General features: G+C 53.2%; 18 protein-coding genes. 12 read left to right on the top strand and 6 right to left on the bottom strand.

The window, feature by feature from the left end; all coding sequences use genetic code 11:
- Positions 1-22: 22 nt before the first annotated feature.
- Positions 23-2,947, top strand: a complete 2,925-nt coding sequence (locus tag FE788_RS08290; RefSeq protein ID WP_138380192.1) for a tetratricopeptide repeat protein — start codon at positions 23-25, stop codon at positions 2,945-2,947.
- 19 nt (positions 2,948-2,966) lie between these two features.
- Here FE788_RS08290 and fliP read toward each other — a convergent pair whose 3' ends face one another.
- Genes fliP through FE788_RS08275 form a run of 3 tightly spaced genes read right to left on the bottom strand, consistent with a single transcriptional unit; the run spans position 2,967 to position 4,474 of the window.
- The gene (gene fliP / locus FE788_RS08285; RefSeq protein ID WP_138380191.1) at positions 2,967-3,749 is read right to left on the bottom strand and encodes a flagellar type III secretion system pore protein FliP; all 783 of its coding nucleotides are present in this window, start codon (positions 3,747-3,749) and stop codon (positions 2,967-2,969) included.
- The gene (locus FE788_RS08280; RefSeq protein WP_138380190.1) at positions 3,749-4,099 is read right to left on the bottom strand and encodes a FliO/MopB family protein; all 351 of its coding nucleotides are present in this window, start codon (positions 4,097-4,099) and stop codon (positions 3,749-3,751) included. The genes fliP and FE788_RS08280 overlap by 1 nt, the downstream gene beginning before the upstream one ends.
- Positions 4,100-4,474 carry an EscU/YscU/HrcU family type III secretion system export apparatus switch protein gene (locus tag FE788_RS08275; RefSeq protein WP_138380189.1) on the bottom strand — a complete coding sequence of 125 codons (375 nt, stop codon included), beginning with the start codon at positions 4,472-4,474 and terminating at the stop codon, positions 4,100-4,102.
- 316 nt (positions 4,475-4,790) lie between these two features.
- On the opposite strand from FE788_RS08275, the gene flgB reads away from it, so the two are divergent.
- The 10 genes from flgB to FE788_RS08225 all read left to right on the top strand — a co-directional run bounded on the left by flgB (position 4,791) and on the right by FE788_RS08225 (position 16,613).
- A complete protein-coding gene (gene flgB, locus FE788_RS08270; protein WP_138380188.1) occupies positions 4,791-5,207 on the top strand; it encodes a flagellar basal body rod protein FlgB in 417 nt (138 codons plus the stop codon).
- A 46-nt stretch (positions 5,208-5,253) separates the two neighbouring features.
- A complete protein-coding gene (flgC, locus tag FE788_RS08265; RefSeq protein WP_138380187.1) occupies positions 5,254-5,661 on the top strand; it encodes a flagellar basal body rod protein FlgC in 408 nt (135 codons plus the stop codon).
- A 25-nt stretch (positions 5,662-5,686) separates the two neighbouring features.
- Positions 5,687-6,028: a flagellar hook-basal body complex protein FliE gene (gene fliE / locus FE788_RS08260; protein ID WP_138380186.1), complete on the top strand. Its 342-nt coding sequence runs from the start codon at positions 5,687-5,689 to the stop codon at positions 6,026-6,028.
- 45 nt (positions 6,029-6,073) lie between these two features.
- Complete coding sequence (fliQ, locus tag FE788_RS08255) at positions 6,074-6,340, top strand: flagellar biosynthesis protein FliQ (protein WP_138380185.1); 267 nt, start codon at positions 6,074-6,076, stop codon at positions 6,338-6,340.
- On the top strand, positions 6,333-7,091 hold the full coding sequence (gene fliR, locus FE788_RS08250) for a flagellar biosynthetic protein FliR (protein WP_138380184.1): 759 nt from the start codon (positions 6,333-6,335) through the stop codon (positions 7,089-7,091). Before fliQ ends, fliR begins: the two co-directional genes overlap by 8 nt.
- Before the next feature lie 21 nt (positions 7,092-7,112).
- Positions 7,113-8,222 carry a flagellar biosynthesis protein FlhB gene (gene flhB / locus FE788_RS08245; RefSeq protein ID WP_138380183.1) on the top strand — a complete coding sequence of 370 codons (1,110 nt, stop codon included), beginning with the start codon at positions 7,113-7,115 and terminating at the stop codon, positions 8,220-8,222.
- Positions 8,223-8,418: 196 nt separating this feature from the next.
- The gene (locus FE788_RS08240) at positions 8,419-10,935 is read left to right on the top strand and encodes a hybrid sensor histidine kinase/response regulator (protein WP_138380182.1); all 2,517 of its coding nucleotides are present in this window, start codon (positions 8,419-8,421) and stop codon (positions 10,933-10,935) included.
- 279 nt (positions 10,936-11,214) lie between these two features.
- Positions 11,215-12,285: a recombinase RecA gene (recA, locus tag FE788_RS08235; RefSeq protein ID WP_138380181.1), complete on the top strand. Its 1,071-nt coding sequence runs from the start codon at positions 11,215-11,217 to the stop codon at positions 12,283-12,285.
- Between the two features lie 418 nt (positions 12,286-12,703).
- Entirely contained in the window at positions 12,704-15,358 is a 2,655-nt protein-coding gene (gene alaS, locus FE788_RS08230; RefSeq protein WP_138380180.1) for an alanine--tRNA ligase, read from the top strand.
- A gap of 55 nt (positions 15,359-15,413) precedes the next feature.
- Entirely contained in the window at positions 15,414-16,613 is a 1,200-nt protein-coding gene (locus FE788_RS08225) for a cyclic nucleotide-gated ion channel (protein WP_138380179.1), read from the top strand.
- 59 nt (positions 16,614-16,672) lie between these two features.
- On the opposite strand, the gene FE788_RS08220 is transcribed toward FE788_RS08225, so the two are convergent.
- Both FE788_RS08220 and FE788_RS08215 read right to left on the bottom strand, forming a co-directional pair.
- Positions 16,673-17,887, bottom strand: coding sequence for an NADP-dependent isocitrate dehydrogenase (locus FE788_RS08220; protein WP_138380178.1), 1,215 nt, complete (start codon positions 17,885-17,887; stop codon positions 16,673-16,675).
- A 147-nt stretch (positions 17,888-18,034) separates the two neighbouring features.
- Positions 18,035-18,619, bottom strand: coding sequence for an LOG family protein (locus tag FE788_RS08215; RefSeq protein WP_138380177.1), 585 nt, complete (start codon positions 18,617-18,619; stop codon positions 18,035-18,037).
- Between the two features lie 364 nt (positions 18,620-18,983).
- Here FE788_RS08215 and FE788_RS08210 point away from each other — a divergent pair, with 364 nt between their 5' ends.
- On the top strand, positions 18,984-20,012 hold the full coding sequence (locus FE788_RS08210) for a LysM peptidoglycan-binding domain-containing protein (RefSeq protein WP_138380176.1): 1,029 nt from the start codon (positions 18,984-18,986) through the stop codon (positions 20,010-20,012).
- Between the two features lie 62 nt (positions 20,013-20,074).
- Here FE788_RS08210 and FE788_RS08205 read toward each other — a convergent pair whose 3' ends face one another.
- Entirely contained in the window at positions 20,075-20,554 is a 480-nt protein-coding gene (locus FE788_RS08205) for a hypothetical protein (protein WP_138380175.1), read from the bottom strand.
- Positions 20,555-20,594: the final 40 nt, after the last annotated feature.

Raw genomic sequence — 20,594 nt, 5'->3', positions numbered from 1 at the left:
CAGAATCTTCGGAATGTGGATTTTGGCGCCTGCTCTGATTCCTGTTCTGGCGCTTATCTTGGTGATGGGGGGAAGAGTCGAGGCCGTCGCCCAGGTTCCGCTCACTGTCCGGTCCGCGGATCATCCCAATTTCAGCCGGATTGTATTTGACTGGGCCGAACGCGTGTCCTACACGCCGGTGTTGTCCGAAGATACACTGCGCATCACTTTTGGGCGCAACGCTGTTCCTGATTTTGGCAGGTTGCAAAACAGGCCATTGCGGTTCTTCGGCAATCCCCGATACAGACAGGATGAAGGCCGTCTGGTTGTCACGCTGGACATTCTTGAGCCGGGCAGGCTGCATCATTTCCGCGACGGGACAAAAGTTGCGGTGGACATTATCGAGGTGGCTCCGGTACAGGAAAGGGCAACCAATGACAGGGGGGGCGGGAAAGCCGCCTTGCAACAAAAAAAACTGCACCAAGAGCCGACGTCCCCGGCGGTGGCTTCTGTCGAAGTGGAGCAGGCCTCTCTTCCTTCTTCTTCAGGCAATCAACCTGTGGATCACGAAGGCGGGCTGCTGGTTGGGGTTGAAGACGCCGGTAATGCTTTAACGCTTACCTATCCCTGGCCAGAAAAGGTGCGGGCGGCCATCTTTACCCGTCATGATCTGCTATGGGTGGTTTTCGAAAAACAAGCTGACTTTGACCATGCCGCCTTGAGGGCGCGACTTGGTAAAATTGTTCATGAAGTAAGGGAGATTGACCATCCGGATGCGACGGTCCTGCAATACAGTCTGACACCGGGATATTTTGTCAAGGTGGATCGTAAGGGAACCGACTGGAAGGTTTATCTTCAGCCCGGTTATGCTACCGCCAAACTGCCCATCCGCAATGGCCAGCAGCGCGGCAGCGGCCATGGGGAGAACTTCTTTTTTGCTTTTGAGGCGCCGGGGTCCGTTTTTCGCCTTCAGGATCCGGTGATTGGGGATGAATTGGCCATCATCCCGGCTTTGGAAACCTCTCAGGGGGTCATTAAGCCCCGTGAATTCACCGAGTTTACGGTGTTGGAAACGGCGCAAGGCGTGGCTGTAGAACTTCATGCCGACCGGTTGCAGGTCACTCGGTTCAGAAACGGTGTGGGAATAGCTACAGAGCAAGGCCTGGCCCTGTCCAAAAGTCGTTTGTCCAATCAGTTCGATATTGACCAAGGCGACGCCCGACAGACCGACGGGATTGAAAAAATAAGGCTGATTGATTTCAGAAAATGGCGGGAGGGTCCCGATCCGGCGTCGGGATATAACCCCAATCGCAAGAATCTTCTCTATAGGCTGTCTCAATCCAGTGAAGATGAACGCAACATGGCCCGCTGGGATCTGGCGCGGTTTTATCTTGCCAACGGATATGCGCCGGATGCCTATGGCATTTTACAACTGATGCTGGAACGGGATCCGGAACTGTTGCAAACACCGGAATTCAGGGCGGTGTTGGGCGTAACCCAGATTCATTTGCGCCGTTATGAAGAGGCGGTCCGCCACCTGACCCACAAGACGCTGGAGACGGAACTGGATGCTTATTTGTGGCGGGCTGTCGCCAATGAGGCGTTGGGGCGTGATCGTGAAGCCCTGGAGGACTACCGAAGAGGGGCAGATATCCTGTCGCTGCATGAGGCGGCTGACCGTGCTAGGTTTGTGCTGGCGGCAATCCGTGCGGCCTATCGGACGGGGGATCGGGAATTTATGAATGAGCAGATCAAGATCCTTCGACGTTATCCCCTGTCGGCGGAACAGGTGACGGAACTGGACTACTGGAAAGCGCGTCTGACCGAAGATTCCGGTAATATGGAAAAGGCCCAGGGCGAATATGAAAAGGTGATCAAGGCCGGGGTGCGCAAAACCGCGGCCTGGGCCCGACTTGCTTTGGCCAATCTGGAACTGAAAACCGGCAAGATCACGCCGGCAGAGGCAATCGACCGGTTGGAAAAACTGCGGTATGCTTGGCGGGGGGACGATTTTGAACTGCGCCTTCTGGCCCGGTTGGGGGAACTTTATGTTGCGCAGCAGGAATATCGCACCGGTCTGGAAACCCTAAAACAGGCGGCGACCTATTTCAAAAGATCAGCCAAAACCCGGGAACTGACAACATTAATGTCCGATATTTACCGCAAGCTGTTTCTGGAAGGTGAAGCGGACAAGCTGGCCCCGATCAAGGCGGTCGCCCTTTATAATGATTTTCGGGAATTGACCCCGCTGGGCCCGGCAGGCGACAATATGGCCCGCCGGCTCGCAGACCGGCTGGTGTCGGTGGATCTTCTGGGCAAGGCGGCGGAAATTCTTGAACACCAGATCCGTTATCGCTTGAAAGGGGTGGCTCAGGCGGATGTGGCGAGCCGGCTGGCGATGATCTATATTCTGGATGCCAAACCGGAAGAGGCCCTGAAAATCCTGCGGGCGACGCGTCAGGCGCAAACACCAGAGGATATTGAGCGCAGAAGACGATTGATTGAGGCCCGGGCGCTTATTCAGCTGGACCGGTTTGAAGAGGCCGAAGTCCTCTTGCAGCAGGAGGAAGGCCCCGATGTGGACCGGTTGCGGGCAGATATTTACTGGAATGCGGAGAACTGGCCGATGGTGGTTCAGCAGAATAACAAACTGCTGGGCCGGCGCTGGGAAAATCCCGAAGATCTGACGCTGGATGAAAGGCAGACGGTGCTGCGTCTGGCTGTGGCGTTGTCGTTGGCAGAAGACAAGGAAGGGCTTGAGGTGCTTCGCAGACGCTATATGCCGTTGATGGAACGGGGGCGATATGCGGAAGCCTTTGAGGTGATCACGGCCCAGCAGCAGGATAGCGGGGCAGATGTGCGACGCCTGACCCAGAGTATTGCCAGTGTGGAGCGGCTGGAAACCTTCATGGATAGCTACCGCAACGAATTTTCCACCAGACCAGACGGGGAAAACAGCGGTAGTTAACTTTCCAAGATCAGGGCCTTCAGGTGCCAAAACTCTGGATCAGGCTTCCGGCAATGAGATGCCAGCCATCGACCAGCACAAAAAAGATCAGCTTAAAGGGCAGAGAAATCATAATGGGCGGCAACATCATCATGCCCATGGACATCAGGATTGATGAAACCACCAGATCAATCACAATAAAAGGCACAAAAATCAGAAAACCAATTTCAAAGGCCCGGCGCAATTCGCTGATCATGAAGGCCGGTACGAGAATCTCAAACGGGGTGGAGGTCCGATCCGCCGGTGGTTCCCGGCCCGACAGATCCACAAACAACTGCAAGTCCTTTTCGCGAACATGACGCATCATAAAATCATGAAAAGGCTGGGTGATTTTATCAAAGGCCTCTTCTTCGCTGATCTGTTCCTCGATGAGCGGACTGACTCCTTCCTCATAGGCCGACTTTAAGGTGGGAGCCATGATGAAACCGGTCATGAACAGGGCCAGACTGATGAGCACCACATTGGGCGGCGTCTGTTGGGTGCCCAGCGCACTGCGGAGCAGCGAAAAGACAATAATGATGCGGGTGAAGGAGGTGACCACCACCAGAATGGCCGGGGCCAGGCTGAGCACCGTCATCAGCATCAACAGCTGCACAACCCGGCCGGATAGGGTGCCGTCTTCCCCAAGATCCAGGCTGAACTGTTGCGCCAGCGCGGGAGAGGCGGCAAAAAACAGAAGAACGATCAGAGAGAGACCACCCACGGCCCATAAGGAATACCGGAAAAAGCGGTTGTCTTTACACACGCTGCGTAATGTCAACATTATGATGTCTGCCTGATTTTTGTTGAGCTCTTTTTTATGGTCTCTTTTATGGCCTTTGCGGAGCTGTCCAGGCCGGACTCACAGGGAATATTCTGTTCGATCACAAGATCCTTTTCCACTCCCAGCATGATAAGATGTTCTACATTGTCCCGCCGGATCAGCATCAGCCGGCGTTTGGAATCAACTGTCAATACCTCGACAATATTCAGCCGGCGTTCCTGGGCTTTGGGGGAGTTGATGGTCACTCGGGCCGCCAGGCCCAGCCTTTTCGCGCCGTAAGCCAGAAGCAGGATAAGGCCAATCACAAACAGCAAGGCAATGATAAACTGTATATAGGCTGCAATGTCCATTCAGTTTTCCCCTTTGCGGGTTGTGCCAGACGGTGTGGGCGGCTGATCCTTCCGGGCCATTTCGTGATATTTCTGTTCTTGCAGTCTGATCGGTTCGTTATAGAGGTAACTCAGGATTTCCGAAACGGCTTGCAAGGCTTCCAAGGGAATCAGGCTGCCTTCGTCGAAACTGGACAGAATGGAGACAAGATCCTCATCCTGTCTGACCTTGACACCACTGGCAAAGGCGAGTTCAAGGATCTTTTCGGCGTTTGCCCCAAATCCCGTGGCGGTAATGCGGGGAATGTTTTCCCGGTTCCCCGCCTGACTCAGGGCTACTGCCTTTTGTCTTTGGGCCTTTTGTCTTTGAGAAAATGGGGCGTCGTTTCCTGTCATGCTTTCGGTCCGGTTTCGTTTGAAATCTTTTGGGGCTTAGCACCGGTTTTTTCGGTCGATACAGATATTAATCCCAGATATTAATCCCAGATATTAATCATAGGCTGGCGGCCTTGTCAGCCATTATGTGACTCTTTAAAGACAAATATGGTTAAGAGAAACTTATCCTGGTGCCGGAACTTAACAGAATGTTAATTTTATCTCTCCACAATAACAGCAGGGTGTAGTATCGTAAGGCTCATTTCGTATTTTGTGCATCCAGCCCAATCGTGAGGGGAAGGCGGAAAAATACGATACAGGAAGCAAGGGTTGTGGAATGGACCTGAACAAAATTTCTCTTTTCAGTTCACTTAGCAAGAAAATGGAATGGCTGAATGAACGACAGAAGGTCCTGGCACAGAATATTGCCAATGCCAATACACCGGGATATATCCCCAAGGATCTGAAGAACGTCAGTTTCAAGGCACATGTGGACCGTTATTCAACGTCCGGCACCCTGCAGATGCAGGTTGACGAGAAAGAACATATGAAGCCGAATGGCGGCGCTGGTGCGTCTTTTGAAATCAAAAAGGTGGAGGCCCGCTATATGAGCACGTCGCCTGATGGGAATGCCGTTAATCTTGAGGATGAACTCATGAAGATGACGGAAACCCAGATGGACTATACCATGGCGGTTAATTTGTACCGCAAGCATGTGGGGCTTTTGAAAACGGCCCTGGGCAAGAAAAGCTGATTTAAGAAAAGCTGATTCAAGAAAAGCTGATTAAGGAGATCCTTAGATGGACCTGTCAAAAGCCATGATGATATCTGCGGCGGGGATGAAAGCCCAGACAGTGCGGATGCGCGTGATTTCCGAAAATTTGGCCAATGCGGATTCCGTAGCCCTGTCACCCGATCAGGACCCGTACCGGCGCAAGGTTGTGACCTTTGTGAATGAACTGGACCGTGAACTCGGGGTGCAGCGGGTCAAGGTGAATGATGTCAAATTCGATCAAAGCAATTTTGGTCTGCGATACGATCCCGGGCATCCGGCGGCGGATGAAAACGGTTATATCAAAACCCCCAATGTCAACAGCCTGGTGGAGGCGATTGACATGAAACAGGCCCAGCGCAGCTATGAGGCGAATCTCAATGCCATTGATGTGTCCAAAAACATGATCATGCGAACGATCGACTTGTTGCGCTAAACACGGGAAATGAGGAAACTGTGTCATGAATATCAAAGCTCTGGACGCCGTTAACGCCTATTCAAGTGCCCTGAAAAATCAGGGGATTGCCGGTCCGGACGAGAAGATCGAAAAAATTTCTCCTGTCGGGTCGGCGGAAGCTGAAGGGTCGGCGTCATTTGGCGCTATTCTCAAGGAAAGTCTGAGCGATGCCGCGGACAGCATTGCAAAAAGTGAATCTGTGGGAATTGAGGCCCTGAACAAACAGGCCGATCTTGTGGATGTGGTTACCCATGTGCAGAATGCTGAAATGGTGCTGGAAACGGTGGTGGCCGTGCGGGATAAGGTGATTGCTGCCTATCAGGACATTATCAAAATGCCCATCTGAAGGGCATGAAACTTTACGGGCTCTGAAACTAAAGGATCCGCTTAAATGAATGGGGCAGATGTTATTGATGTGGCGCAGGATGCTCTGTGGGTGCTGATCAAGGTGGCTGGTCCCGTGATGATTGTGGCCCTGGTGGTCGGCTTGTTTATTTCCATGTTCCAGGCGTTAACCCAAATCCAGGAAATGACCCTGACCTTTGTGCCCAAAATTGTGGCCATTTTTATTTCTTTGTTTTTTTTCCTGCCGTTTATGGGGGAAACCCTGGGTGCTTTCATGCAACGTATTGCCGAACGGATCATAGGTCTTGTTTAGCTTATATCTGCCGCAGGAAATTTTTGGTTTTCTGCTGGTTTTTTCACGACTTGGAAGTATTTTTATGGTGCTTCCTGCCTTGGGGGAGACGGCAGTGCCAATCCGGGTGCGGCTGATTCTGGCGCTGGGGGTCTCGCTTCTGATTTATGTTGTGGTGCGCACTGCGCTACCGGACCTACCGGCAACGCCACTGGGTATTTTCATGCTGATCTTCCGGGAAGTGGTGGTGGGGCTGCTGATTGGGACCGCCATTCGCCTGATTGCCAGCGCGCTGCATGTGGCCGGCACCATTATCGCCATGCAGACGGGATTGGCGGTGGCCCAGGCTTTTGACCCCGTACAGGGCGCACAAAGCGCGCTAATGGGGACCTTTCTCACACTGGTGGGGACGACGCTTATTCTGGTGACGGATCTGCATCATATGATGATTTTGGCTATGCGCGACAGTTATGTTCTGTTTCCTGCCGGCTCGGACATTAAAATTACTGATTTTGCCCAGCAGGTACTGGACACCGTGGCGGGGGCTTTCAGGTTGGGGGTGCAGATTGCCATGCCGTTTATTGTTTATGGCCTGATTTTTAACATCGGCCTAGGTATATTGGCCCGGCTGATGCCCCAATTGCAGGTGTTCTTTATCGCCATGCCGTTGAACATCATAATGGGATTTCTTATTTTTCTGATTGTGATCGGCGCGGCGATGGCGTGGTTCCTGGAATATATGGAAAAGGGAATCGGCCAGTTTCTGGCGTGATGCAAAAAGGCGGACGATCTCATGGCGGAAGATCAGGACCAATCCCAGAAGACAGAAGAGCCGACCCAGAAGAGACTCCAGGATGCCCTGGAGAAAGGGGAGGTGGCGAAAAGCCAGGAGGTCAGGCATTTTTTTATCCTTCTGGCGGCAACTCTGATTATTTTGGTCTCTGCTTCCGGTGCCATGAGGGGCATAGGTAATCTTCTGGCCCGGGTTTTTGAATATTCCTATGCGGTGCCGATGGATGGACCCGGCCTGGAAACCTATGTGGCAGGACTATTTCTGGATGTCGCTGCTTTTATGGTGCTGCCGGTGATTTTGCTCATCATGGGGGCGTTGGCCGGGGCGATGGTGCAACACAGGCCCATGATTTCCGTCGAAAAAATCAAACCCAAGCTGAGCAAGATTTCCCCGCTGGCCGGTGTGAAACGGTTATTTTCCATGCAGAATGTGGTGGAGTTCCTGAAATCCCTGCTCAAAATCATTATTGTGGCCTGTGTGGTACTTTTGTTGGTTTGGCCGGAACGGGATCAGCTTGAAGTCATGATGACCTATGAGATTTCGGAAGCTGTGGATATTGTTTTTTTGATGGTGCTCCGGATTCTCGGCGGCGTGGTGGCGATCATGGCACTGATTGCCGGTTTTGATTATCTGTTCCAGCGGTTTCAGTTTCTCAAGCAGTTGCGGATGACCAAACAGGAAGTCAAGGACGAGTTGAAGCAAACCGAAGGGGACCCTATGGTCCGGGCGCGGCTGCGGCAGATCAGAATGGAGCGGGCCCGAAACCGGATGATGAGTGCGGTGCCGGAGGCGGATGTGGTGGTCACTAACCCGACCCATTATGCAGTGGCCATGCAGTATAAACATGGAGAAATGGACGTCCCGAAAGTGGTGGCAAAGGGCATGGATCATATTGCCCTGAAAATTCGGGAAATTGCCGAGGAACATGAGATTCCGGTCTTGGAGAACCCGCCTTTGGCGCGGTCCCTTTATGCGGTGGTGGAGGTGGATGAGGAAATCCATCCTGAACATTACAAGGCCGTGGCGGAGGTGATCAGTTATCTTTTGCGCCTGAAAAAAGGGGAACGGGTAACCTATCGTCCAACAGCAGCGGTTACGGAAGAAGGATAAGGGATGGTCTCAAAGAATTTCAAGAGGACAAGGCCCAAAAATTGCCGCGTTCGCTTACGCTCACTCGAGATGACGATGACATCTCATCACAATTAGGTACAGGAGAAGGGGGAGGCATTGTAAACTTGTTTGAAACTTCTTTGGGATATATGCGATATTTCTCATCAATCCACATGGCAAAGATAAGACCAAGATCATGAATGACATCAGTCCCAGACCTTCACAACACGCTCGGTCCCGTCCTTTCAATTTGGTGAAGGGTCCCCGCAGAGATTATCCGTTTCTTGTGGCGCTGGCCGGGACGGGTCTTCTGGCGGGGCTGGCCTGTTATCTTCTGGGCCTGGGATTCGGCCGTCCTGAGCTGGGTATTTTCCTGGCCGCCCTGTCGGTGCTGGTGACGGTGGGGATCATGATTTATATCCTGAAACAGTATATGCGGGCGCTGGATCAGGCTGATGTCGCCTCTCCGCAAGCGGATGTTTCGCCGGAAGTCCCCTATCTGCTGACCAGCCGTCGGGGCGAAACGATCTATTGCAACACGGCCTACCGTCAATTGATGCAACAGCTGAGTGACAATCGTATCGTCTCTCCTCTGGCCATGAATTTTGCCGATAAGGCGGAGCGGGCCGAACTGGATGTAACGGTCATGAACATGGCGCGGGGGCAAAGCTTTGAGATGGGAGTGGATATCCTCAGCAGTGATGGGAAAAAACACGCGCTGTGCCTGACTGTGGAGCGGGAAAAGGAGGAAGAAGGCTATATCCGCTGGATGGTCTCTCCCGATAGGGGACACCAAAGAAGCCTGCACACGGGCCGGGACCGTCGGATCAGTTTGGAAGATATTGGGGCCGTTCTGGCGCAAAGTGGGCAGGGATTTCTGGCGGTTAATGACCACCATGAAGTCATCTTCATGAATGCTGTGGTGCAGGAATTTCTGGAACCTTTTGACGCCGGTGAAATAGCCTTGCCGGCGTCGTTCTCGGAACTGTTTGGTACGGGGGGCGGACAAGTCCCGGAACGGGTAACCCTGACGTCTCGCGGGGGGCGGAAAATGGTGCTGGATTTCCTGCTGATCAAGGCGCTGGCCTCTATTTTTGAGAAACAGGACTTGACCTGTTATGCCGTGACCCAAAGTGGCGTGGACAGAAATCCGGATATGACGTCGGACTCGACCATGTCCGTCTCAGGAGAAAAAGGCGTGGGGATTGATCGGTTTTTCACGGATTCTCCCATCGGAATTGCCGTTGTGACGACCCGCGGCAAGATGCTGGAACGCAACAATGTTTTCCGAGACTTTCTTCGGGATCTGGGATTGGGTAAGGTCAGAACGCTCGAAGACTTTATCGAAGCTGAGGATTACCGGGATATTCTGGGCAAGGTGGATGATACCATCGCTTCCGGCGCGGCCAATACCGTAGCGGATGTCAATTTCAAGGGAGATGCCGACAAGCGGGGCCAACTTTATATTACCCGGCTTGAAAATTTTGCCGGTCATGACGCTGTGGCCATTCTGTATCTGATTGACACGACGGAGCAGAAAAGCCTGGAATTGCAGTTTGCTCAATCCCAGAAGATGCAGGCCGTGGGGCAGCTTGCGGGGGGAATTGCCCATGACTTTAACAACTTGCTGACAGCGATTACCGGGTTCTGCGACCTGCTGCTGGTGCGCCATGGGCCGGGAGACCAGTCCTTTTCCGACATCATCCAGATCAAACAGAACGCCAATCGGGCGGCCAATCTGGTCCGGCAGCTACTGGCCTTTTCCCGCCAGCAGACGTTGCGTCCCAAGGTTCTTCTGATTACCGACGTGCTGGCGGAACTGTCCAACCTGCTCAGGCGGTTGATCGGGGAGAATATCGAACTGGAGATGAAACACGGGCGTGATTTGGGCCTGGTGAAAGTGGACCAGGGGCAATTGGAGCAGGTGATCATCAATCTATGTGTAAATGCCCGTGACGCCATGCCGGATGGCGGGCGGATCGTGATCCGCACGCGCAATGTTTCTTATAAGGAATCCCTGAAAATCAGCCAGCGGTACAAGGTCATGCCGCCCAATGACTATGTCCTTCTGGAAGTGGAAGACACCGGAACCGGGATCCCTAAGGAACATCTGGGCAAGATTTTCGAACCCTTTTTCAGCACCAAGGAGGTGGGCAAGGGGACTGGGCTTGGCCTGTCTACGGTTTATGGCATTGTCAAGCAGACCGACGGATTTATTTTCCCGACCAGCGAACTGGGCCGGGGAACGGTGTTCAGCATTTATCTGCCGATTCACAAGGAGGCCGGCCGGGAAAAAGCTCCGGCCGGTGGTGAGGAAGGGGCGGGTAAGGCAGCCAAAGATCTGACCGGCAAGGGCAATATTCTTCTGGTGGAGGATGAGGACGCTGTGCGCATGTTTGCCTCGCGCGCGCTCAAGAATAAGGGATACAAGATTTTCGAAGCCAGCGGCGGTGACAAGGCGCTGCAACTGGTGGAGGAACTGGAGGGCAAGCTGGATCTGGTGATCAGCGATGTGGTCATGCCGCAGATGGACGGGCCGACCCTGGTGAAAAAAATCAGGGAAACCAACCCCGATCTGAAGGTGATTTTTATTTCCGGCTATGCCGAAGACGCCTTTGACAAAAGCATGGGGCAGGAGGATTTTAATTTTCTACCCAAACCCTTTAGCCTGAAACAGTTGGCCGAGCAGGTGAAGGAAGTTTTGGAAAACTGAGTGCGGTTGCCGGCCCGTCCTTTTTTGGTTTGGCTGTTTCGATTTGATTCTGCTTGATTCTGTTTGATTCTTGATTCTGCTTGATTCTGGCGCGTTTTGTCTCAAGGCGCGCTTTTTTATGTTGTTGATTTTTTCACGTTACGAGAACATTTATCGAATATTTTATGTTTTACAATTTAAAAACAATAAGTTAAAAATGTTCTTGTAAAATAGAACAAATAGTGTACATTATACCTGTTTGCAACCTGCCACAGGCTATGGAATAAGAGGAGACGCAACATGGCGACAACACAATTAAAACTGGTCGGACAGGAAAACATGGATAAACAAAAAGCGCTCGAAGCGGCCTTGGGGCAGATTGAACGGGCTTTTGGCAAGGGATCGGTCATGAAGCTGGGGCAGAACAATACGGCCGTGGATATCGAGGCCGTTTCCACCGGCTCCCTCGGTCTGGATATTGCGCTCGGCATTGGCGGATTGCCCAAAGGACGAATTATTGAAATTTATGGTCCGGAAAGCTCCGGGAAAACCACGCTGGCGTTGCATGTGGCCTCGGAAATTCAGCGGGCTGGTGGTGTGGCGGCTTTTGTGGATGCGGAACATGCCCTGGACCCGGTTTATGCCCGCAAGTTGGGGGTGGATATTGATGAATTGCTGATTTCCCAGCCGGACACCGGGGAACAGGCGCTGGAGATTGCCGATACGCTGGTGCGCTCCGGAGCGGTGGACCTCCTGGTGATCGACAGTGTGGCCGCGCTCACCCCGCGCGCCGAACTGGAGGGGGAAATGGGGGATTCCCATGTGGGGCTGCAGGCCCGCTTGATGAGCCAGGCCCTCAGGAAACTGACCGGTTCCATTTCCCGGTCCAAATGCATGGTGATTTTCATCAACCAGATCCGCATGAAGATCGGTGTTATGTATGGCAGTCCGGAAACTACCACCGGCGGTAATGCGCTGAAGTTTTATGCGTCGGTGCGTCTGGACATTCGTCGGACGGGCGCCATCAAGGAAAAGGACGAAATCGTCGGGAATCAGACCAAGGTCAAGGTGGTCAAGAACAAGGTGGCCCCACCGTTCAAAACGGTAGAATTTGACATTATGTACGGGGAAGGTATTTCCAAAACCGGTGAACTGATTGATCTCGGGGTCAAGGCCGGGGTCGTGGAAAAGTCCGGATCCTGGTATTCCTATGACAGCCAGCGGATCGGCCAGGGCCGGGAAAACGCCAAACGGTTTCTTAAGGAAAACCCGGAAGTTGCCCAGGCCATTGAACAGGCCGTGCGGAAAAATTCCGGCATTCTGGACGAGGTTATGCTGAAAGACGGCGGGGCAGTCGCAGACGAGGAGTAAGAGAGTTTCCGGGTTTTAATCCGACTTTCAGGCGTCGCCATGCGGCGCCTTTTTTACATGTCTACGTGTTTACATGTTCACCTGCGGCATTTTTTATATGTCTTTTCTATTTCTATAATTAATGACAGGAACTTCACGTTCCCCACACTGGACTGACCAGGTCTGGAAGCCATCTCATAACACTTCACTGTAAACTGTTTACAAGCATGCCGGGGATATATCAGTAGGATAAAAGACATGATATGATTCCAGATAGAGTTCCGGGGTGTGGTTCCCCATGAGACAGCACTGGACAGGGAAAGGGGCACAAGGTAAAAGGCTATCAAGATGTAAGGGTGATGGCACCGAGGGGAAAGGGCCAATTCGACGGATCTGACCCCCGGTCCCGCAGATAAGTGACAGAAAGGGTAAGGCATATATGAAAGGCACCAACGACATCCGCAGTGCTTTTTTGGAGTATTTTGCAAAAAACGACCATGAGATCGTGCCCAGCAGCCCGTTGGTGCCTCATAACGATCCGACCCTGATGTTCACCAATGCGGGCATGGTGCCGTTCAAGAATGTGTTTACCGGCGTGGAGCGGCGCGATTATGTACGTGCGGCATCCAGTCAGAAATGTGTGCGCGCAGGCGGCAAGCACAACGATCTGGACAATGTGGGGTATACCGCCCGTCACCACACCTTTTTTGAAATGCTGGGGAATTTCTCCTTTGGTGATTATTTCAAGGAAAAAGCTATTTTTTACGCCTGGGATCTGATTACCAAAGGATATGACCTGCCGGCAGACAGGCTCATGGTTACAGTCTATCACGAGGATGACGAGGCTTATGACCTGTGGCGGAAAATATCCGGTTTGCCGGAAGAACGGATCGTGCGTATTGCCACTGCAGACAATTTCTGGTCCATGGGAGATACCGGTCCGTGCGGTCCCTGTTCCGAGATTTTTTATGATCATGGGGCGGATATTCCGGGCGGCCCACCAGGCAGTGCGGAGGAAGACGGGGACCGCTTTGTGGAGATCTGGAATCTGGTGTTTATGCAGTATGACCAGCAGGCCGGTGGCAACAGGGTCGCGTTGCCCAAACCGTCCATTGATACGGGCATGGGATTGGAACGGATTGCCGCCGTCTTGCAGGGGGTCCACGACAATTACGAAACCGACCTGTTCCGCCATCTCATCGAAACCTCCGCGGAACTCAGCGGCGTGGCCCCATATGGCGATCACAATGTGTCCCATCGGGTGATTGCGGATCATTTGCGGGCCTGCTGTTTCCTGATCGCCGACGGTGTTTTGCCGTCCAATGAAGGGCGCGGATATGTGCTGCGGCGGATCATGCGTCGGGCCATGCGTCATGCCCATATGATCGGGTGCAGCGAACCGCTGATGTACCGGCTGGTACCTGCGCTTATGGCGCAAATGGGACAGGCCTATCCGGAACTGACCCGGGCCGAGGCGCTGATTAGAGAAACCCTTAAACTGGAAGAAACAAGGTTTAAAAATACGCTAGAGCGCGGCCTTAAGCTTCTGGATGAAGAAGTTTCCCGCCTGGGTGAAGGGGGAGCCTTGCCGGGTGAAGTGGCGTTCCGGCTGTATGATACCTATGGTTTTCCACTGGATTTGACCCAGGATGCCTTGCGGAGCAAGGGGTTGAGTGTGGATGAGGCCGGTTTCCACAAGGCCATGGAAAAACAGAAAGCCGAAGCCCGCGCCGCCTGGAAAGGGTCCGGTGAGACCGCCACAGATGACATATGGTTCGAGGCGCGGGAAAAACATGGGGCCACGGAATTTGTAGGCTACAATTCGACCACATCCGAAGGCAAGGTGCTTGATCTTGTGGTGGGAGGAAAACAAATCCTTGCGGCAGGCCAGGGCGATAAGGTGGCCGTGATCACCAACCAGACCCCGTTTTATGGTGAATCTGGTGGTCAAATGGGGGATGTGGGCATGATCACCGGGCCAGACGGTCTGCTGATCGAGGTGCAGGACACGTCAAAACAGCTTGGGGCGCTGCATGTACATCATGGTGTGGTGAAACAGGGCAGCGTTTCGGTGGGAGATATTGTTCATCTGGAAGTGGATGAGGAAAACCGCGACAAGCTGCGGGCCAACCATTCTGCCACTCATATTCTGCATGCCGCGTTGCGCAATATATTGGGCGAGCACGTGACACAGAAGGGGTCACTGGTGGCCCCCGATCGGTTGCGCTTTGACATCAGCCATTCCAAGGCGTTGAGCCATAAGGAGCTCCGGGCCGTGGAAGAGCAGGTGAATGAGGTGATCCGTCAGAACAGCGAGGTGGTTACCCATCTGATGACACCAGACGAGGCCATTGCGGCCGGCGCTATCGCCCTGTTCGGTGAAAAATACGGCGATGAGGTACGGGTTGTGTCTTTGGGAGCGACTACAGCGGGCAAGGACAATTTTTCCGTTGAATTATGTGGTGGAACCCATGTGCGCCGTACCGGCGATATTGGCCTGTTTAAAATCATTTCCGAAGGCGCCGTGTCCGCCGGGGTGCGGCGTATCGAGGCAGTGACCGGCGCGGCAGCACTGAATTTTGTGGCACAGGAAGAGGACCTGTTGCAGGAGGCCACGGCGCTGCTGAAAATTTCGGTGCAGCAGTTGCCGGAGCGGGTGAAAAACCTGCTGGAGGAACGCAAGGCCCTGGAAAAGGAAATTGCGGATCTGCGCAAGAAAATCGCCATGGGCGGCAGCGGGACGGCCGGAGGACCGGAAATCCGGACAGTCGGAGCCTATAACTTTCTCGGACAGGTGCTGGACGGCGTACCAGCAAAGGATCTGCGGGGGCTGGCCGATGCCGCCAAAGACCGGATCGGGTCCGGCGTGATTGCGTTCGTGGCGGTCAATGACGGCAAGGCTGCCGTGTTGACGGCAGTGACCGATGACCTCAAGGAACGCATCAATGCGGTCGATTTGGTGCGGGCCGGGGCGGCGGCGGTTGGCGGCAAGGGTGGCGGCGGTCGCCCGGACATGGCGCAGGCCGGCGGACCTGACGGGACCAGGGCGCAAGAGGCGTTAAACGCCGTGGAGGGGCTGCTCCGCGACATGTGAGAGTGAGGCCAAGAAGGCTGCCGTAACGGTGGCCTTTTTGTTTTCTGGAGGGGATATGAAAACCATGCAGGCGCGGGGCAGGGGGCTGAGACGCAGACTTTTTGAAATCATGGAGATTGGCGGCACGCGCACATCTGCAGGGCTGATTTTTGATGTTTTTATGGTGTTGCTGATCCTGTTGAATATTATTGCTGTCGCGCTGGAGACCGTGCAGCCGCTGGAGCAGAACTACCACATTGAATTCTTGTGGTTTGAATTTTTTTCCCTGATAATTTTTGGGATCGAATATCTGCTCAGGGTTTGGGTATGTGTGGAATACCGGCAAAGTCCTGATGCCAGTGGACAGGCCGCCTTCCGGGGGCGCTTTCTGTTCACCCCCCTGATGATTATTGACTTTATCGCCATTGCGCCGACCGTGATGTTTTCCTTTTTGGGCATTGATTTCAGAATTCTGCGGGTGTTCCGTTTTCTGAGGTTGTTCAAACTGATGCGCTATTCCCCGGCGCTGGGCACTCTTGCCAATGTGATTTACGAGGAACGCCGGGCGCTGCTGGCGGCGCTGATTATTATGCTGGGGCTCATTCTGTTTTCCGCGACCCTGATCTATTATCTGGAACGCCATGCCCAGCCAGAGCATTTCGGTAACATCCCCAAAGCCATGTGGTGGGCGATTGCCACCCTGACCACCGTAGGCTATGGCGATGTGGTGCCGGTCACCGTGGCGGGCAAATTCTTCGGCAGTTTTGTCATGTTGTTCGGTCTGGGGATGTTTGCCTTGCCCATTGCCATTATTGCTTCGGGATTTTCCAGCGAAATCCATCGACGGGAATTTGTGGTGCGTTGGGGGTTGGTGGCCAGCGTGCCGTTGTTTCGGGGGCTGGATGCCTCGCTGATCACTACCATTGCCAAATATCTGCGCTCGCGGGTGGTTGCGGAAGGCAAGCTGATTGCGCATATGGGGGACAAAGCCGAACGCATGTATCTGATTGTTTCGGGGGAAGTGGCGCGTCGCGACCGGAAGGGGGTGGTAACCCTGAAGGAAGGGGCGTTTTTCGGGGCGCGCTCCTTGTATGAAAATACGGTGCTTCCGGCCAGTTATATCGCCAAGTCCCGCTGTCAGCTCCTGGTTTTGGAAGCCAATGACTTTCACCATTTGATGGAAAACCATCCGACATTGAACCGGCGGATCCGGGAACAGGCTTGGATCATGGAGGATTACGGCCAGCCGGAGGAGGACCCGTCCCAAGAGATATAACAAGAGATATAAAAAGGCCCACCGGAGCGGCGGGCCTCAACATTGGATTTTTTCCCTGATCAGGCCATGGCGGCTTTCAGGTTCTCGTCAATCTTGTCAAAGAATTTGCCGGTGGTCAGCCAGCTCTGATCCGGTCCCACCAGCAGGGCCAGGTCCTTGGTCATATAGCCGGATTGGACCGTATCGACACAGACTTTTTCCAGTGTCTCGGCAAAATTGGCCAGTTTTTCATTGTTGTCCAGTTTGGCACGATGTTTCAGACCGCCGGTCCAGGCAAAGATGGATGCAATGGGGTTGGTGGAGGTTTCTTCGCCAGCCTGGTGCATGCGATAGTGCCGGGTCACGGTGCCGTGGGCGGCTTCTGATTCCACGACTTTCCCGTCCGGCGTCATCAGGCGGGAGGTCATCAAGCCCAGGGAACCAAACCCTTGTGCCACGGTGTCGGACTGTACGTCGCCATCATAGTTTTTACAGGCCCAGACGAATTTGCCGTTCCATTTCAGGGCGCAGGCCACCATATCGTCGATCAGACGATGTTCATAGGTGATACCGGCTTTTTCAAACTTGTCGGCGAATTCGTTTTCATAAACTTCTTGGAACAGATCCTTGAAACGCCCGTCATAGGCTTTCAGGATGGTGTTCTTGGTGCTGAGATAGACCGGCCAGCCCATATCCAGACCATAGTTCATGCAGGCGCGGGCAAAATCGCGAATGCTTTCATCCAGATTGTACATGGACATGGCGACCCCGCCGCCCGGGAACTGGAAAACCTCATGCTCGATCACCTCGCCGCCGTCTTCCGGCTCAAATTTGATGGTCAGACGGCCCTTGCCCGGCACCACAAAATCGGTGGCGCGATACTGGTCACCGAAGGCATGACGGCCAATGACAATCGGATCGGTCCAGCCGGGCACCAGCCGCGGAATGTTGCTGCAAATAATCGGTTGGCGGAACACGGTCCCGCCGAGAATGTTCCGGATGGTGCCGTTGGGAGAACGGTACATGCGTTTCAGGCCGAATTCCTTTACGCGGGCTTCGTCAGGGGTAATCGTGGCGCATTTCACACCAACGCCAATCTCCTTGATGGCGTTGGCGGCATCGACCGTGATCTGGTCGTCTGTTTCATCACGTTTCTGAATGCCAAGATCGTAATAATGCAGATCAATATCCAGATAGGGATGGATCAGGCGCTCCTTGATCCAGGCCCAGATGATGCGTGTCATTTCGTCGCCGTCAAGCTCGACGACAGGGTTGTCAACTTTAATTTTAGCCATAATGACCCCTTATTCGCTTCAATGGCAATCTGATGATTGCCGGGTTGTCGGAAATGGTTCTTGTCAGAGCAGGTGGGTTGCTCCGTTGTGTGGCGCAACATAACACCGGACTTGCCATCAGGGAAGTCCCGAAACAACAGAATCGGTCTAAAAAAGGGTGTTTTTCGGATCTATGCGCGGTTCGGGCAGGGTGCGCAGCAGGGGTAAGACTTCTTCGGCAGTATCCACCACTTCAAACAGGGACAGGGTGCCATTGTTCATGAAACCTTCGGATACAATATCACGCAGCATGTCCAGAAGGGGGTCCCAATACCCGTTGTGATTAATCAGTACAATGGGTTTGTCATGCAGGTGCAGTTGTTTCCAGGTGATCATTTCAATGGTTTCGTCCAGTGTACCGATGCTGCCGGGAAGGATGACAAAACCATCGGCATGATCGAACATCTGGCGTTTTCTTTCATGCATGTTGTTGACCACAATGCGCTGGGTAATGTTTTTTTCCCCCACTTCCTGGATGTCCAGATGACGTGGAATAATGCCAGTCACTTTTCCGCCATGGGCCATGACGCTGCGGGCGACAATTCCCATAAGACCGATACTACCGCCGCCATAGACCAGGCGAATGTGGTTTGCTGCCAGAATCTGGCCAAGCTGTTCTGCCAGCATCTTATAGCTTTCTTTATTCCCGGTTCGGGAGCCGCAATACACACACAGAGATTTTATTGTTGCCATATACGTCCTTTCAACATGTTCAGATTCTGTTTGTACGGGAATGTCTCAGACCGAGAAAAATCGGGCTGCAAAAGGTCGGGTTGGAAGAAGTCCAGACTGCATAAAGGTCTGCATAAGCTGTAATACTCATTCTATTAAAATACCATTTTTCACTCTCAAGCTACAGACATAGTTTTGCCGAAATTTGACGATAGAAAATATTTTTAAGGCTACGCTGATCCAGAAATTCAAATTCAGTCTGGAAAGTCCGGGGCAGGCGTTATATATGAATGATGTGTCATGTAAGTAATATCGGTATAATTTTTTGGCTGAGCAATTCAGGAAAACACCGCAGAGAAGAGACACCGGCAGTTCGGACTGGGCCTTGAAAGTAAGCTTGGTTCTACTCGCTGTGGTGGCGGTGTGCGCTGTAATCTGGATTATTTTCTTTTTGGACGGCGACCGGACGGATTTTTTTACCTCTGACAGGCTCAGTGAAGAAGAAGTAAAAACCACCCAGGTGGAAATCGCCCCCGATGAGGTGGCCGAAACCATTATCCCAACATTTGATATTGTGCGGATCAGCCGTAACGGCACGGGAGTGATTGCGGGTCGGGCGGAACCCAACAGCGATGTTTATGTCTATGCCTGGGACAGGCAGATCGGTGCGGCCGTCGCCGACCGCAATGGCGAATGGGTGTTGATTTTTGACGATCCCCTGCCCAGCGGTCCGACGGAGCTGAGCCTGAAATCCCAGATGCCGGGGCATTTTGACATTTATTCCAGCGACGTGGTTATTGTGGCGGTACCCGAGCGGGATGAACAACGTTTTATTGATGACGAAACGGAAGGTGTGGTGGCGATTTTGAGCCCGCGCGCCGGTCACGGGCCTAGCAAAGTATTGCAAAAACCTGCCCGGGTTAACCTGGGGGATATGACCAAGGGGCTGGGCCTTGACTCTCTGGATTATGACGATGCAGGCAAGGTAATGATTTCCGGAACCTCCGCGCCGGGCAGCTCTGTTCGTGTTTATCTGGATAACGGCTATCTTGGCGAAGTGACCGGGGATGAGGACGGCAACTGGACCCTGACATTTAACCATCACCTTGGTCCCGGCGAACATGTTCTGCGGCTGGATCAGCTTCTGGAAGGGGACGATGTGGAAGTGCGCATCGAACAACCCTTTGACCCGGCCCTGAAAATGGATCCGAACCGGGCGAAGGGCGAAATTGTAGTGCGTCCGGGCAATAGTCTGTGGCATATCGCCCGCAAACTTTATGGCTCCGGTTTTCATTATACGCTCATCTTCGGCGCCAACCGGGATATTATTCGCGACCCGGATCTGATCTATCCCGGTCAGAAATTCACCCTGCCTCAAAAACCAGAACAGGAAGAGGCGACGGCTGGTAGCTGACCTCTGTCCGGCTCTTCCGCCTGATCTTAGAGTGAATTGTGCATAGGTTGGCTCAATTCGCTCTAGACAAAGCGGTGAGCAATTTCCTGCAATTTCGGTTGAATGTCGAGCAGGGTAAAGGTGATTGCCGTCATAATGTTTTTCGCCTGCATGCCGCCCTTGAAAGTCGTTTGGGCGATAAGCTGTATCTGGCTGTGGCGGTTGATCGTGAATTCGCCTTTTTCGACAAGCGGCAAAAAGATCTCTAGCATTTTCCGGCGCCGGACAATATCTTCTGCACTATAGGTCAGATGGCCGATATTGGCGACAAGGTTCAGTTCGTGAAGCCGGTTTTCCTTGAGGGTCAGGATCTGGCCGGCAAAGGGGATGTCATGCCACATAAAGCTGAAATTCAGGGGGGAGTTTAAATCCAGATCTTTGACTTCCGCGGCCAGGCGCTCCAGCACCCGGTCCAGTTCATATATGCTGGCCGATTTGGTCCTGATCGCCCCTGTCTCGTCAAACTGATCATGTCGGGAATATTGACTCTGAACGTTGGACACTTCAAAACTCCATCACCGCAAACACGCTTCTACGGTGACA

Source organism: Luteithermobacter gelatinilyticus (assembly GCF_005849285.1).
Classification (GTDB): Bacteria; Pseudomonadota; Alphaproteobacteria; order Sphingomonadales; family Emcibacteraceae; genus Luteithermobacter; species Luteithermobacter gelatinilyticus.
Note: the sequence above shows the minus strand (reverse complement) of the source record. Positions and strands in the feature narration are given on the sequence as shown.